The organism is Vibrio astriarenae (assembly GCF_010587385.1).
In the GTDB taxonomy this organism is placed as follows: Bacteria; Pseudomonadota; Gammaproteobacteria; order Enterobacterales; family Vibrionaceae; genus Vibrio; species Vibrio astriarenae.
In genome coordinates this window covers 2,158,355-2,172,196 of the sequence record NZ_CP047475.1, presented here as the reverse complement: position 1 = coordinate 2,172,196, position 13,842 = coordinate 2,158,355, and the positions used below count along the sequence as shown (strand labels likewise).

General features: G+C 44.8%; 15 protein-coding genes, 2 tRNA genes and 1 other RNA gene. 10 read left to right on the top strand and 8 right to left on the bottom strand.

The annotated features are described in order from the left end of the window. Nucleotides 1-24: 24 nt before the first annotated feature. Both GT360_RS10135 and GT360_RS10130 read left to right on the top strand, forming a co-directional pair. Nucleotides 25-858: a LysR family transcriptional regulator gene (locus GT360_RS10135; protein ID WP_164648751.1), complete on the top strand. Its 834-nt coding sequence runs from the start codon at nt 25-27 to the stop codon at nt 856-858. Nucleotides 859-961: 103 nt separating this feature from the next. Beyond that, nucleotides 962-1,714 (top strand): hypothetical protein, encoded by a 753-nt coding sequence (locus tag GT360_RS10130; protein WP_164648750.1) that lies wholly within the window; start codon nt 962-964, stop codon nt 1,712-1,714. Between the two features lie 92 nt (nt 1,715-1,806). Here the strand turns inward: GT360_RS10130 and GT360_RS10125 are convergent, their stop codons facing one another. Further along, entirely contained in the window at nt 1,807-2,874 is a 1,068-nt protein-coding gene (locus GT360_RS10125; protein WP_164648749.1) for a PLP-dependent cysteine synthase family protein, read from the bottom strand. A 121-nt stretch (nt 2,875-2,995) separates the two neighbouring features. On the opposite strand from GT360_RS10125, the gene GT360_RS10120 reads away from it, so the two are divergent. Both GT360_RS10120 and GT360_RS10115 read left to right on the top strand, forming a co-directional pair. Then, nucleotides 2,996-3,454: an Lrp/AsnC family transcriptional regulator gene (locus GT360_RS10120; protein WP_164649642.1), complete on the top strand. Its 459-nt coding sequence runs from the start codon at nt 2,996-2,998 to the stop codon at nt 3,452-3,454. 12 nt (nt 3,455-3,466) lie between these two features. Beyond that, a complete protein-coding gene (locus tag GT360_RS10115) occupies nt 3,467-4,105 on the top strand; it encodes a hypothetical protein (RefSeq protein WP_164648748.1) in 639 nt (212 codons plus the stop codon). Nucleotides 4,106-4,116: 11 nt separating this feature from the next. Here the strand turns inward: GT360_RS10115 and tesB are convergent, their stop codons facing one another. Continuing rightward, entirely contained in the window at nt 4,117-4,974 is an 858-nt protein-coding gene (tesB, locus tag GT360_RS10110; RefSeq protein ID WP_164648747.1) for an acyl-CoA thioesterase II, read from the bottom strand. Nucleotides 4,975-5,194: 220 nt separating this feature from the next. Here tesB and GT360_RS10105 point away from each other — a divergent pair, with 220 nt between their 5' ends. Continuing rightward, nucleotides 5,195-5,620 (top strand): YbaY family lipoprotein, encoded by a 426-nt coding sequence (locus GT360_RS10105; protein ID WP_164648746.1) that lies wholly within the window; start codon nt 5,195-5,197, stop codon nt 5,618-5,620. Between the two features lie 64 nt (nt 5,621-5,684). Here the strand turns inward: GT360_RS10105 and GT360_RS10100 are convergent, their stop codons facing one another. Further along, nucleotides 5,685-5,990: an MGMT family protein gene (locus GT360_RS10100; protein ID WP_164648745.1), complete on the bottom strand. Its 306-nt coding sequence runs from the start codon at nt 5,988-5,990 to the stop codon at nt 5,685-5,687. 168 nt (nt 5,991-6,158) lie between these two features. Between GT360_RS10100 and GT360_RS10095 the strand changes: the two genes are divergently transcribed. Continuing rightward, nucleotides 6,159-6,902 (top strand): VP0952 family biofilm-associated protein, encoded by a 744-nt coding sequence (locus GT360_RS10095; protein WP_164648744.1) that lies wholly within the window; start codon nt 6,159-6,161, stop codon nt 6,900-6,902. Nucleotides 6,903-7,067: 165 nt separating this feature from the next. Next, nucleotides 7,068-7,164: signal recognition particle sRNA small type (gene ffs, locus GT360_RS10090), an RNA gene on the top strand. 230 nt (nt 7,165-7,394) lie between these two features. Here the strand turns inward: ffs and GT360_RS10085 are convergent. Together GT360_RS10085 and GT360_RS10080 are read right to left on the bottom strand one after the other, a co-directional pair. Further along, a tRNA-Ser gene (locus GT360_RS10085) sits at nt 7,395-7,485 on the bottom strand. A gap of 125 nt (nt 7,486-7,610) precedes the next feature. Further along, nucleotides 7,611-8,288, bottom strand: coding sequence for an HAD family hydrolase (locus GT360_RS10080; RefSeq protein ID WP_164648743.1), 678 nt, complete (start codon nt 8,286-8,288; stop codon nt 7,611-7,613). A gap of 184 nt (nt 8,289-8,472) precedes the next feature. On the opposite strand from GT360_RS10080, the gene GT360_RS10075 reads away from it, so the two are divergent. Beyond that, nucleotides 8,473-8,805 (top strand): DMT family transporter, encoded by a 333-nt coding sequence (locus GT360_RS10075; protein ID WP_164648742.1) that lies wholly within the window; start codon nt 8,473-8,475, stop codon nt 8,803-8,805. Nucleotides 8,806-9,156: 351 nt separating this feature from the next. Here GT360_RS10075 and GT360_RS10070 read toward each other — a convergent pair. The 3 genes from GT360_RS10070 to GT360_RS10060 all read right to left on the bottom strand — a co-directional run bounded on the left by GT360_RS10070 (nt 9,157) and on the right by GT360_RS10060 (nt 11,363). After that, nucleotides 9,157-9,233: transfer RNA gene (locus GT360_RS10070), tRNA-Pro, on the bottom strand. A 104-nt stretch (nt 9,234-9,337) separates the two neighbouring features. Continuing rightward, nucleotides 9,338-11,113 (bottom strand): DUF3413 domain-containing protein, encoded by a 1,776-nt coding sequence (locus tag GT360_RS10065; protein ID WP_164648741.1) that lies wholly within the window; start codon nt 11,111-11,113, stop codon nt 9,338-9,340. A gap of 25 nt (nt 11,114-11,138) precedes the next feature. Continuing rightward, complete coding sequence (locus tag GT360_RS10060; protein WP_164648740.1) at nt 11,139-11,363, bottom strand: YejL family protein; 225 nt, start codon at nt 11,361-11,363, stop codon at nt 11,139-11,141. A gap of 87 nt (nt 11,364-11,450) precedes the next feature. Between GT360_RS10060 and yejK the strand changes: the two genes are divergently transcribed. Both yejK and GT360_RS10050 read left to right on the top strand, forming a co-directional pair. Then, nucleotides 11,451-12,455: a nucleoid-associated protein YejK gene (gene yejK / locus GT360_RS10055; protein ID WP_164648739.1), complete on the top strand. Its 1,005-nt coding sequence runs from the start codon at nt 11,451-11,453 to the stop codon at nt 12,453-12,455. Nucleotides 12,456-12,545: 90 nt separating this feature from the next. Beyond that, complete coding sequence (locus GT360_RS10050; protein ID WP_164648738.1) at nt 12,546-13,766, top strand: Hpt domain-containing protein; 1,221 nt, start codon at nt 12,546-12,548, stop codon at nt 13,764-13,766. The last annotated feature ends 76 nt before the right edge of the window (nt 13,767-13,842 follow it).

Below are 13,842 nucleotides of genomic sequence, written 5' to 3'. Positions count from 1 at the left end.
GGCTTAATATTTTGGCTAGGAAAAATGGATTTAAATCTTCTTTCAACGTTTCAATCGGTCTATAAACTCCGCTCGATTACTCTTGCAGCAGAAGAGTTAGACTTATCCCAACCCGCCGTTAGTGCGGCTTTGAAGCGCCTCGAAAAAGTCACGGGCAGAGCACTCTTCGTTAGAGAAGGGCGAGGTATTGCTCCGACCGGAGCGGCTGTTGCGTTAGCAAATAAAATTGAAGGCCCAATGTCTGTTCTCGAAACGGTTGAGACCCAAAGTGAAGACTTTAACGTCTATTGCAGTGAAAGTTTGATGCATTTGGTCTCAAGTATTGATGGGTTGAAGTTTCATGAGGCGCCACTCAACGAGGAAGCCATCCTTGATGACTTGACGAGCCAAAAGGTCGATTTGGTCATTGATGTTTTGGGAACAAAGCGCCAGGCCTTTGTCGTTGAAGATCTTTATTCAGAACCCACTGTCTGTTTGTGCCGTAAAGACCACCCCAGAGTGAAAGAGACGATGACCTATGACGACTACTATGCTGAGCAGCATATTGCCCTTAAAGTTCGCCGTGGTGATCTCGATACTCTTAACTTTCTCTCCAACCACCCGGTAAAGCCGAGAAATATCAAGGTTGAAACTAGTTCTGTATCGAGTATGTTGATGCTCGCATCTACCACGGATTATGTGGCATCATCGACCCGATCGTTGGCGACTCATCTTGCAGAAAGGCTCAACTTAAATGTCTTTACCATCCCGCTTGAATTGCGTCCTATCACCTATCGCATGATCTACCATCGCCGCTATCTTCACGATACAGCACACAAAGCGATGCGTGAGCGATTGCTTGCTGCGGTCAGTCCATAAATAAAACTGAGGTATCAACATAAGTAGAGGGCATTTTTTTGTTACTGCCTTTTGTTGATACTCCTCCTGAACTTTCAACCTCATGAATTCAGGAGTATCTTAGATGACGTTTTCACGTACCTCACTTAGCCTATTGATGGCAGGTCTATTCTCTGGCGCGGCAATGGCTGCGCCAGTCGAAGTTTATATTGAACAAGAGCTTTCTTCGAATGCCACTGATGAGTCTGTCTACAAGACAGAGGCGGGTGCAGTCATTGATACATCGGAAAACGGCTATGTCTACGTTGGTTTTGACGATCAAGGTTGGTTGGCGGCTGGTTATGGGCACTCATTTGCATTGTCGGATGGTTGGTTGCTGGGCCTCTATGGTGAGTTAGGTAAATGGGAAGATGGCGAAGAGATGCTGTTAGAGGCGGTGGTTGATTACCAGCTGGTGGATAACATTAATCTATTTGCCGGTTATGGCTATAACCGCTCTGGTCAAACGCCTGAGCTGTTGAGTGACACCGCGATTAACACAAACCAGTTTATTGCAGGTACATCCATGGCGTTTGGTCAGTTCAGTCTTGACTATACATACACACATGAAAAGCGAGATGGTTCTAATGGGTTTATTAGCGGCCCAGGTGGAGGTGTCGACTTCTCACAAGATAGTTATCGGACAAATGAACATGAAGTTGTGTTCAGTATGTATATTGACGACTGGCGACCTTACGTGAAATACACCTACTTCAACTCGGGTGCTGATAGCGCAGAAGCAATAAGCTCGAGCCCTTTCTCTAGTAATAACCTACCGCTTTATGTCCCGGTCGATAGCGACCACATCTGGACGGTCGGCTTAGCTTACCAGTTCTAACATCGACCACTGGTGTTCCGTTGAGCCGTTAACCACAAATCGTGATAGTCACTCCGAAGTGAAAGCTTCGGAGTGACTGACGTCTAGCGGCTCTATGCTAGAACTCCGCTTGCTTGCAAAGTTTCTAACTGAGCAAGGTAAGGCAGCAGATCACCAATATTCTCTTTCACCCACGTTTCGTCGTAGTAAGTATCTAGATATCGCTCACCACTGTCACACAGTAAAGTGACAATGGAACCTGTCTCGCCGCGCTGTTTCATTTCGCTAGCGAGTTGAAGCGCGCCAAATAGGTTCGTGCCGGTCGATGCACCTGCTTTGCGTCCTAAAATACCTTCCAACCAGTGCACTGTTGCCACACTAGCGGCATCAGGAATCGTACGCATCTCATCAACCACACCTGGTATAAAACTAGGCTCAACGCGAGGGCGACCAATACCCTCAATTTTGCTGCCGCAATCGTGAGTCACCGATAGGTCACGAGTTTGGTAATAGCGATGGAATACCGACTGTTCAGGATCAACCACACACAGTTTGGTATTGTGTTGTTGGTAACGAATAAAGCGGCCAATGGTTGCTGATGTGCCCCCTGTGCCAGGGCTCATTACTACCCAAGTTGGAATGGGGTGTTGTTCCATTTTCATTTGATTAAAAATAGAGTTGGCAATGTTGTTGTTACCACGCCAGTCGGTTGCACGCTCAGCATAAGTAAACTGGTCCATATAGTGACCATTAAGCTCTTTTGCTAAACGGTGTGATTCTGCATAGATTTGATCCGAACGCTCGACAAGGTGTGCTTGACCACCATAAAACTCAATCTGTTCAATTTTCTTTCTCGCGGTACTTTTTGGCATCACAGCAATAAAAGGCAAGCCAAGTAAGCGAGCAAAATAGGCTTCAGAGACAGCAGTACTGCCAGATGATGATTCGATGATCGGTGTCTTAGGACCTACCCACCCATTACAAATTGCATATAGGAAAAGGGATCTCGCCAGTCTGTGCTTTAGAGAACCCGTTGGATGTGTGCTTTCATCTTTTAGATAGATGTCGATACCTTCAAGGCTCGGTAAATCTAACTTGATCAGGTGAGTGTCCGCAGAACGTTGAAAATCTGCTTCGAGTTTTTGAATTGCACTGTTAATCCATTGGTGGTCGGTACACATAGCCGGGTTCCTCACAATAACTTGTCGATAGGGATAAGTTACCTCTTCATAGTGAGAAGAACTTTGCTATATTTACTTTGTTAATGCCATTTTGTAGAAAATAATTCTCCACATGAACGATATGATAGATTCAGTTGACCGCAAAATACTCAAGTTGCTGCAAAATGATGCAACACTCTCCCTTAGTGACATCGCTGAGGCGGTAAATCTCACAACAACGCCTTGCTGGAAAAGGCTAAAAAAGTTGGAGGAGAGTGGGGTGATAGGTAAGCGTGTTGCTTTATTAGACCCTGAAAAACTCGCTCTGTCGTTTACCGCATTTGTGATGATCAAAACCAGCAACCACTCCAATCAATGGTACGAAGAATTTGTGTCTACCGTGAGCGATTTTCCCGAAGTGATGGAGTTCTATCGTATGGCGGGGGAGTATGACTACATGATGAAAGTACAGGTTAAAGACATGAAATGTTTTGATGCCTTCTATAAGAAGCTGGTCAATAGTGTGGAAGGTATATCTAATGTAACATCGACGTTTTCAATGGAGCCGTTGAAGTATACAACAGCTCTACCTATTGAATAACAAAGGAAAATCATGAAGGAATATGTTGCTATCGGTAGCCGTATGATACTGGCAGTGGCCATTGGCTATTTGGGGTATTCAATTATTCATTTTACCCAGAAGGTAGAGGACTTGGCCTTGAAGTATCCGCACGTTATTGAGGATGTTGAACGTGTAACTCAAGAGCTAAAAATTGAGCAGTGGTTAGCGTTAACACAGTCGTTCGAGTCAATGCTACCTGAAATCATCAATACCGTTGATAACGTCAATTCAACGGTCAGTGAGGTTCAAGCGAGTATTGCTTCGGTGGATGCAAAAATTCCGGCCATTCTTACACAAGTTGAGCAGCTGCAAAATGAGTCTCTTCCGCTAGCTTTGGATGAAATGAAAGAGTACCGAGTTGGCACCATCCCAAGTGTTGTTGACGAAATGCAGGCTTATAGAAAGGACGTGATACCTGATGTTCAACAGGAGTCTGAAAGTTTAAGAAGAGATGTACCTGTGATCTTAGCTCAGGCGGAGACGATAGTAGATAAAAGCCAAGAGTTGACAGCACAAGCGGCGACTGGTGCAGTGAAAGGCGTCGTCCTGACGCCTTTCAGTCTAATTAATGATGCGAAGGAAGGTGTCACCGAGCGAGTGCGCGCCGTCGGGGACTCACCAGACAAGTAGTGACACAGGCACTAGGTAAATCGCATGACGCCTTCTTGCACTGCGGTTGCCACCAGGTCGCCTTGACGGTTATATACCTCGCCACGAACCAAACCACGAGTATTACTCGCTGTTGGGCTTTCAATGGCAAACAGTAGCCACTCGTCCATCTTGAAAGGGCGATGGAACCAAATAGAGTGGTCGATGGTGGCTACTTGGAACTTAGGAGTCATCAACGACACTTCATGTGGATGAAGGGCGGTTACTAGGAAGCCCCAGTCAGAGGCATAGCCTAGGAGATACTGGTGAATCAGTTGCTCGGGTGGCACCGAGCCATTGGCCTTGATCCAAAGATACTGTTTGGGCTCTGCTTTTTGTGGTTTCAACGGGTTAATGACGGTGACCGGACGAACCTCAATCGCTTTATCACCACAGAAAGTTTTCTTTAAGTTTTCTGGCAAAAGGTGCGCGATTTGCGATGCAAGCTCAGATTCTGAGGCAAAATTCTCAGGCCCAGGCACTTCTGGCATCGTGTTTTGATGCTCAAAGCCGGGTGCATTTTGATGATAGGATGCGGTCAAATAGAAAATAGGACGTCCGTTCTGAATTGCTTTGACTCGTCGAGTGCTAAAGCTACGGCCATCACGCAGGTTTTCCACATCGTAGATAATAGGCTTTTCAACATCACCAGGATATAGGAAGTAGCTGTGGAATGAGTGCACAAAACGGTCCTCTGGTACGGTGTAACGAGCAGCTGATAGAGCTTGTCCAATCACTTGTCCACCATAAACTTGGGGTAGTCCGAGGTTTTCGCTGTTTCCTCTGAATAAACCTTCTTCAAGTTTTTCTAACTGTAAAAGTCTTAACAACTCATCAAGAGCACGACTCATAATGCCTCACTTTGTTTTCATAATTCACTATTTTTACAGGGTATAACAACACTGGTCGGATTACCAAGTTGATGAGTTGGTCAACTCCTATTGATATTTATTATGACTCGGATCGCATATTTGTTTTTAGTCAGAGAATTGTAAAAAAATCTACTCACAGCAAGACAGCGGTTTCGAGTATAACTATACTCCGTTCGTCCTTTTGACTATGAGAGGCTTTATGAAAAAAGCACTACTGTTGGCTGCAGTGATACTAGGGACGACAACGCTAGTTGGCTGTCAGCAATCAGAGAAACAGGAACAAGTTTCTCAAATGCAAATGGTAACAGGGACAATTACCTACCGTGAGCGCATTGCGCTTCCAGAAAACGCCGTCGTAGAAGTGACATTGCAAGATGTGTCGCTTGCCGATGCCAAAGCTCGGGTGCTATCACAGCATCGATTCAAATCTAATGGTGCACAAGTGCCGTTTAAATTTGAATTACCTTACAATGTATCGGAGATCGATGATCGTCATCGTTACAGTGTAAGTGCTCGAATTGAGGTAGATGGTAAGCTGCGATTTATTACAGATACTTCGAACCCGGTGATTACGGATAACAATAAGTCACATAAGATTGATCTTCGACTTATTGGTGTACGCTAATTTATTAGCATACTAAGGATTGTTTCAAGGGAGCTTCGGCTCCCTTTGTTGTTTTTTGTGCTGGCTAGTCGGGAGACCAGCGATAGTGCCTTAGTGAGATCTTACCGCCCGTCTCAACCTTAACGCCCTCATCGCGCAATTTTTCCATCTGCCTTGCTAAATCAGATCCTTGTAACGAAATTTTACCTTGACTGTTAATCACTCTGTGCCATGGTAACTTAGTGCCTTGTGGTAAATTTTTCAGTGCCGCACCCACTTGACGTGCATAGCCGGGATAACCAGCTAGCTTGGCAATGTCGCCATAGGTAGAAACTTGACCATGTGGAATTTGGTGAATTACTGCAAAGATTTGCGCTAAAAATTCATTCATACTGAATACGTGTCCAACCAATACTCACCAACGGATGGTGATGAATAGAGTAATTAGTTTGGCTAATAAGAGAGATTAGAGTAGCAAATCCTGTTGCGATTTAAATAACCATTTTTGATCTGTGCTTAGTCTCTTCAAAAAGCTTGGGTAATGCCATAAGGAGGATGTATGGTTTATTCAACGATTCAATTTCTTGCCGTTGTGTTTTTAGCGGTAATCTGCTCACAGGCCATGATGTTCAGTCAAGGTGAGTTGCCAGCACTTGTCGTATTGATACCTGCACTGTGGTTAGTGAGCCAGCTCCGCTCGACTGGCGTTGTATTTGTGGTCACCATGCTCATTTATGGGCTTACACTCTCTCATCAACCCGTTGCGCTCTCTGTTGGGCTATGGATGCTAGCTCCATTGTTGATGGTGGTATTTTCTCATCGCAGCACGTTATGGGTGATAGGCACTACGGGATTAATTACTCTAACGCTGCTTGTGGGTATCACCTTAACCCAATCAGCTGGTCGTTTGGACGGCACTCCTCTCGTTACTGTCGTTCAAACTCTGTGTGTAACATCGATATCATGGTGTCTGCACCATTGGAAACCCTGCAAGTCTCATAGTTGGTGGACATTGGGTTTACTCGTTCCCATGTGGATATCGGGATTAGTTTATGCGGCGCTGGTGACACTTTGCATCACCGCGATAATGGGTACGGTTGAGCACTTAGCGAGAATAAAAGGGTTCCGTTGGAGTAAGCTACTGACATGGACTTTACCTACCGTTGGGTTTGCAACGCTTGTCGTTCACCCCAATGTTGATGTACCACACCCGGTTTTCGTTTTGTGGTTCTGCTTGCTTGGTACAGCTTGGATGACGGATTACATACTCAGAGTGGCTGCGATTGAATCAGAAAACGAGTGAATTTACCCTTTCAGAACGATGATCCTGACTTAAAACTACTAATCTGTGCAACTCTTAGGCAACCAGATCGAATTTGAGATGAGGGGGCTTGCATTCGCCAGAGGGATAATGAATAATGCCCACACGTTAAGAGATAGAGCATCTCTAACAACAGAATCTATGGGGTTCTGGTCCTCTCGCAACAATAGCTCGTGAACTCGGTCAGGTCCGGAAGGAAGCAGCCGCAGCGAGTGACTTGTGTGCCGGGATGTGGCTGGGGCCCCACCCATATAAAAAGCCGCTTCAATGAAGCGGCTTTTTGCTATCTGATACTTTCAAATAACCTCATCACTTTCAGTTCATTCACCTGATGATCAAATCAATGTCGAACCCAGGTTAGTCATGTTGTGACACAGGAATTAGTATTGATCTATTGAAGTGGCGAATAACGGTTATTTTACTGAATACCAAACGCAAAAAAGCCGCTGATTTCTCAGCGGCTTTTTTAGAATGTGGCGGAGAGATAGGGATTTGAACCCTAGATACGCTATTAACGTATGCCGGTTTTCAAGACCGGTGCTTTCAACCACTCAGCCATCTCTCCGTTGTTGAAGCGCATATTAAAGGGGTTCTGAAATCTTGTAAACCCCCAAAATGTTCGTTTGTTTACTTCGTATGCGTTTTTTGTCTATTTATTTGTTTTTTCTGTTTGTTGGGATAAAAAACAAGCTAAAGCGACCATGATAACTGAGTCCAGTTACGTTGTTCGGCTTCCCTTTTCAACTTTGGGCACGCATTTATCGTGACTGGGTTGGGGACTTCCAATAGCAAAGGCAGGTCATTGATAGAGTCCGAATAGAAATGTGTCGCTTGATATTTCCCACTTTGTTGCTTTATCCACTGTTTTAAGCGGATGACTTTCCCTGACTGGTAGCTTGGTACACCGGATATTAAACCAGTATAAAACCCACTTTTGACCTGTAGGTCTACACCCTCAGAAAATTCAACAGCAAGGTGTTTGGCCAACGCTCTCACCAAGAAGGTAACCGTTGCGGATATGATCATACACGCTTTATCTTGTTGCTTTAGGTTCGTGATCAGCGCTATTGCATCAGGGTAAATGTATTTGGTCGCGACCTTTTTGACAAATAGGTCGGCCAAGTCGTCGATCTCTTTGGTGCTGAGATGTTTTACTGGGGACATACTGAACTCGATGTAGCTATCAAGATCCATTACCCCTTGATAGTAATCGCTCATCATTTGCTCATCTGCTTTTAAAAAGGACGCATCGGCTAGTTTTAGTTCATCGACGAGAAAATGGTGCCAAAGGACGGATAGGTCATGGGCAATGAGGGTTTCGTCCATGTCGAAAACAAAGAGAGAGGTTGGTTGAAGTGGGTTGCTCATATAAACTCCAGAGCAGGCTAGATAATACAGCCTGAAAGCGAATAATTTTTAGAAAACGCGTTGCTAATCATCACTGAATTATCACTTGAACAGATAACAGTATTGTTACAGTTGGCATTCATAATGTTCGATGAGATTTTTAGCACAACTTGCTATCCCTATAACGTTTTTAAATTTGGAGTTTATGTTGCACTACTTGTTACTTAGTCTAGCCATCGCCGCAGAAGTGATTGCCACCAGTTTTCTCGCGAAAACAGAAGGGTTCAGCAAGCCTTTACCGACCTTGATGTGTCTGGGGTTTTATGCCATCGCATTTGCTTCCCTAGCACAAGTTGTAAAAGTGATGCCGGTCGGGATTGCCTATGCCATTTGGTGTGGGGCAGGTATCGTTTTGGTCGCTGGTATAGGTTGGCTTTACTACGGCCAGAGGTTGGACTTGCCAGCGATAATCGGCATTGGTTTTATTCTCGTAGGCACAGTGATTATCAACGTGTTTTCTAAAGCAGTAAGTCATTAACCTCATCGCTTTGAAGGGATGAATATCTGATAGTCACAATTGTATTGTTGCTTCCTTTACACTGCTTTCTAAGATGAAACTCACACTAAAGGTACGATCACGATGATGCACGATAAACGACAGACCGTCACAGTAAATTTCAGTGAGAGGGGTGCATTATGATCAGTGTACCTATGGTGATTTTTCTTGCGTTAGCCATTCCACAGTTATTGGGAGGTTAATATGCTGATACCTGCAGTCCTTGATGTGATGATTATGTTGGTGGCAACGTGTATCGCGGGGGCAGGCATACACACAAGTGATAAGCGTTAAACGAAAAAAAGGTCAGCAAAAGCTGACCTTTTCTGTGTCTGGTCGGACTGGCGGGATTTGAACCCACGACCCCCGACACCCCATGACGGTGCGCTACCAAGCTGCGCTACAGTCCGATAAGCAAGATAGTATCATGAGCTTATCGATCGTCAAGTGGTTAACGTGTTGAAAAATAGCGTTTTTAGAATCTAGCTCACAGTGTAACACGCGAGATTCATTGCTAGTCGTTATAGAAGCGTTGCAGCTCTGTCAGGCCTTGCATCAGTACGGGTAGCGTTGGGCTTGCATCTTTCAAGCGGCGATACTGCTCGTCGTAGATCTTAAAGTTGCCAAAGCGGTCAACAACCGTTGTGTTGCGTTTGGTCAGTAGTGCTAGCTCGGAGTTATTACCGGCAATGACCCAATTTCGTTTGCGCTCATTAAACAGGTTACGACCACTACTGTAATCACTTGGGTTGGATGACGCACCAAGCAGCTCTTCCATTAATGTAACCGAGATATCAAGGTGACTCGTCGCATGGTCATACTGTGCAGAGAGCTTACCCGGCCACTTGATGACAAGCGGCACAGAAAGCTGGTATTTGCTGTAGTTTGAGCCAGCACCCCAACTATTGGTCTCCGTCTCATTAAACTCAATACCGTGGTTAGATGTGATAACGACGACTGTCTCATCTTTATCTTCTAACAACGCAAGTTGTTCAAACAGTTGGCGTAATTGCTCGTCAGCTTGACGAACAGATTCGGCGTATCCTTGGCGAAGGATATCTCGTGTTGACCCTTTGTATTCCGCGACAGGATTAAATTGCTCGACGGTAGTGAGTTCGATAAAGCTAAACCATGGTTCATCAGTTTGCTCTGCTGCCCACTCGCCCCAGGCTTGTGCAATTTGTTCATCGTTTTCAACATTGATGATTGGCATATCCTTGAAGACCACTTGCTTGTATAGGTCGTCATCAAAGTTATCACCGCTGAATAGCCCAAATTGGTACTCATTTTCTGCCATTGTAGAGAGCAAAATGGAGCGTTCATCTTGGTTTGCAACACTGCTTAGATAGCTGGTTGGCAGTCCGTAGAATAGGCCAAAGATACCTTGCACGTCGTTGCTAGAGCTGTAGTGCTCAGTAAACGAAAGGGCATTGTTTGCATAGCGATAAGTGAATGGCATTGCGTATTGGTTTAAAGCGTCCGCTCGGAGATTATTGACACTAATCACCAAAACATTGAGCGGGTTGGCACGTCGCTCAAAGACAATAGATTCCAATGGGTATTTAATTTCATCACCACGTGCTTCATTCTCTTTGAGGCGTCGTTCGTACTCTTCACGGTCAAGAATACCGTGTTTTTCCATGAACGATTTCGCTGTCATTGGGTAAGAGAGCGGGAAGTTAGCACGTTGCTTAGTAATTGGCTCATAGAATGAGACGTCTGCCCACATGTAGCTCAAGTGGCTGATAATGAAGCAGATAAAGTAAATGGAAGCGATAGGACGACCAATGTGACGCTGAGATAGCTTACGCTGCTTTCGCCATACCCACTCAGACAAACCGAGTTGCAGTAAAAAAATTAAGGGTAAAACAATAAACAGATGCTGAATGTCACGACTGACTGGAGACGCGTCATCGGTGAACAGCAACTCCCAAACAACGGGGTTTAGGTGCAGGTTGATAGACTGATAGGCTTGAGTATCAATCAGTAAAACGGTAAGTCCAATTGTTGCAAACAGCACCGCAATAAGGCGGAGCAGCTTGCGCGAGGGGACTAAAAATGTCAGAGGGAACAGCACCAGGAGGTATAGGGCAAACACCAAAAAGCCAAAATGACCAACCCAAGAGACAGCTAAATAGAACTGACCAAATAGAGTTTCAGGCCATGGTGACTGCACGATATAGCGCGTACCAATAAGCATGGCTGCAATGATATTGAAAAATGCAAACCAATGTCCCCATCCTACAAGGCGAGAAACGCGTTCCGAATAGGAATTTCCACTATCTACCATAAGTGCTGTTCTTTTATCCAACGTATTAGTGAGCTTTATCTTCTAGAGAAGAAACAAGAGCTTGAGCAAATTTATCAGCAATCGCCTTACGCTGTGAAGGTGCAACGTTTTGATTTAAGACATTAGTTGCAATATTACCTGCAATCATCAGAGACAATTCAGGTGATGCTTGGTGCTTTTCAAGGATAGCGGCAACCTCTGCTAGGATTTGCTCAACTTGTTCGTCACTGTATTTAGATGTAATTGGCATAGAAACTCTACATGTATATATGATAGTAAAAACGTCTTATGATAACCTACTAGACCCGCTAACTAAACCAAGATTACTTCAAATCCTATGAGTCTGCAGCTTTCTAACATCATTTTGCACCAACTAAGTAAGAACGATCAGGAAGAATTGGTCGTTAATTATCGCGCTGACGCGTTAGACCTCGATCAATCGAGTGAAAATTTAGTGGCTGAATTGCACCGTACATTCAATGCCAAAGCAGGCAAGGGCTTTGGTTTGTTCAAGAACGATAGCGAGTTTCAACAGCGCCTTGATACATTTCGCAAAGACGAGATGAGCTTTTACGAGTTTTCTCAACAGTGTGGTGAGAGCTTAAAGCAAGAGCTAAGTAAGTACCCGTTTGCCGACGAAGGTATTTTTGTATTAGCTGAGTATCAGTCTTTGGCTACTGATTACCTTTTCATCGGTATTTTACCATCCAACCAGAGCCTTAAAGTGACGGAAGGGCTAGATATCAGTGCGACAGACTACCTAGATATTAATAAAATGGATATTGCGGCACGTCTTGATCTATCTACTTACGACACGGATAAAGAGTCAAACCGTTACCTTACCTATATAAAGGGGCGTGTAGGGCGCAAAGTCGCTGACTTTTTCCTAGACTTTTTGCAGGCGGAAGTTGGCTTAGACAGTAAGCAGCAGAACCTTGTATTGATGCAAGCGGTGGAAGACTTTTGTGCCGATGCGCAGTTAGACAAGCAAGAAACCACGGAATACAAGAAGCAAGTGGCGACGTACTGTACCGAGCAGCTAAAGGCGGGCGATGAGATTCAGCTAACTGAGCTATCAGGTGAGCTTCCACCAACAGACTCTGGTAGTTCGTTCCAAGAGTTTACTCAATCTCAAGGCTATGAACTGGAAGAGAGCTTCCCAGCAGATCGAACAACTGTGCGTAAACTAACGAAATACGTTGGTGCTGGTGGTGGATTGAACTTGAGTTTCGACAGCCTACTACTCGGTGAGCGCGTCTTCTATGATCAAGAGACTGACACCCTGACTATCAAGGGGTGTCCACCTAATCTAAAAGACCAGTTGACGCGTCAATCGAATTGATTGTGATCGATAAATGGGAGAGGGCGTTTGCTCTCTCTTTTTTTTTAGTTTAACGTGAAACCGGGTGCACTCAATTTCTTAAGGACAAGGATGAAATTTCACAAGGGTTACATAGCGTTAGTCATTTGGGCTTTAGCGACGATAACCGGTATTATCTGGATTCGTGGAGAGTATGCCATTCTCACCGCACTCGAGGAGTTAGATAGTGAAATTCAACAGACACGGACACTGGTGAGTATAGAGCCTGTCTATCAAACCAATCATTTAGATCATCTTGCCCTATCAACACACTTGATTAACTCCCTGAAGTTAGAGTTACTCTCTTCGCAACAAAATGCACTTTTCACCCATGATGTGAATCAGTTAATGCTTTTGGTTGAGCGTTTTACTCGACTTACTGAGCAGCTTAGTGACAACCAGCTGCAAGTGGTTGATCTTCTTGATACGCTTGGCCGCCTGATGGAGCAGTACAAAACGGACCCTAAGGTTCATGCATTGCTTACCGAATTGGGCTCACTGACCTTTATTGCGATGTTTGGTGATACCAGCTCAAATGCCTATGTCTATCGAGATTTGGATCGACTTTATACCGCGTCTTTAACATTACCAGAACACGACCGAGTACCGTTTCAAAGGATATTAGCAGAGAGCTCCGATACTCTGGGTGCCTATGCGCAAGGAGCCTACTTAATTGAGCAGTTGGTTGAGTTTGAGGTGAGTCGTTACGTTACGGATTTGCGCCAAGAGTTGTTGAGTCATATTCGTAACGGCGGCATTGCTTTTGCGTTGGTTGGCTTTATTCCGGCGTTCTTACTTCTGTTTGATCACTCAAACAAACCAAGAGTCGCTAGCCCGTCACCAATAGGGAGTTCGAAATCTGTCTCTGAGGGACAATCGGTGTCGAACGATAGCTCTTCCAATCCTCCTCAATCGGCGTCTTATGAAGAGAGGGATGCCGAAACGATGCAGAGTAGCCCTGAGGCGGTGAGTAAAGTGGATTACGACTATATGCTCGATTCCGTCAATGGTGACAAAGAATCAGTAGCACTCTTATTGGGTGTATTTGTTGAAGACCATAAAGGTGATGCTCAGAAAATCGGTGATCTTATTGCACAGCAAGATCCTGAAGCAATGCGCGCAGCACACAGTTTGAAGGGGGTGGCTGCGAGTATCGGGGCATCACCACTAAAAGAGATTGCGACTATCATTGAAGCGAACATCAAACAGGGGCGAGTGACGAGTGAAGCCGAACTCGACCAGCTCGCCAAATATCTAGCCCAAACGGTAGAGAGCGCTAAACAATATACCTAGGCCATTCATTTTTATTAAAAATATCACTCGGATGGATGGTTTAGCCAGTAAAAGTAGCGTCGTTTATAAGAATTGA

Excerpts from the sequence above, each read along its gene's own strand:
- GT360_RS10060 (WP_164648740.1), bottom strand. The coding sequence starts at position 11,363 with ATGCCAATTACATCTAAATACAGTGACGAACAAGTTGAGCAAATCCTA.
- tesB (WP_164648747.1), bottom strand. The coding sequence starts at position 4,974 with ATGAGTCGTGCTCTTGATGAGTTGTTAAGACTTTTACAGTTAGAAAAA.
- GT360_RS10065 (WP_164648741.1), bottom strand. The coding sequence starts at position 11,113 with ATGGTAGATAGTGGAAATTCCTATTCGGAACGCGTTTCTCGCCTTGTA.
- GT360_RS10125 (WP_164648749.1), bottom strand. The coding sequence starts at position 2,874 with ATGTGTACCGACCACCAATGGATTAACAGTGCAATTCAAAAACTCGAA.
- GT360_RS10095 (WP_164648744.1), top strand. The coding sequence starts at position 6,159 with ATGGTTTATTCAACGATTCAATTTCTTGCCGTTGTGTTTTTAGCGGTA.
- GT360_RS10135 (WP_164648751.1), top strand. The coding sequence starts at position 25 with ATGGATTTAAATCTTCTTTCAACGTTTCAATCGGTCTATAAACTCCGC.
- yejK (WP_164648739.1), top strand. The coding sequence starts at position 11,451 with ATGAGTCTGCAGCTTTCTAACATCATTTTGCACCAACTAAGTAAGAAC.
- GT360_RS10100 (WP_164648745.1), bottom strand. The coding sequence starts at position 5,990 with ATGAATGAATTTTTAGCGCAAATCTTTGCAGTAATTCACCAAATTCCA.
- GT360_RS10105 (WP_164648746.1), top strand. The coding sequence starts at position 5,195 with ATGAAAAAAGCACTACTGTTGGCTGCAGTGATACTAGGGACGACAACG.
- GT360_RS10115 (WP_164648748.1), top strand. The coding sequence starts at position 3,467 with ATGAAGGAATATGTTGCTATCGGTAGCCGTATGATACTGGCAGTGGCC.
- GT360_RS10120 (WP_164649642.1), top strand. The coding sequence starts at position 2,996 with ATGATAGATTCAGTTGACCGCAAAATACTCAAGTTGCTGCAAAATGAT.
- GT360_RS10080 (WP_164648743.1), bottom strand. The coding sequence starts at position 8,288 with ATGAGCAACCCACTTCAACCAACCTCTCTCTTTGTTTTCGACATGGAC.
- GT360_RS10050 (WP_164648738.1), top strand. The coding sequence starts at position 12,546 with ATGAAATTTCACAAGGGTTACATAGCGTTAGTCATTTGGGCTTTAGCG.
- GT360_RS10130 (WP_164648750.1), top strand. The coding sequence starts at position 962 with ATGACGTTTTCACGTACCTCACTTAGCCTATTGATGGCAGGTCTATTC.
- GT360_RS10075 (WP_164648742.1), top strand. The coding sequence starts at position 8,473 with ATGTTGCACTACTTGTTACTTAGTCTAGCCATCGCCGCAGAAGTGATT.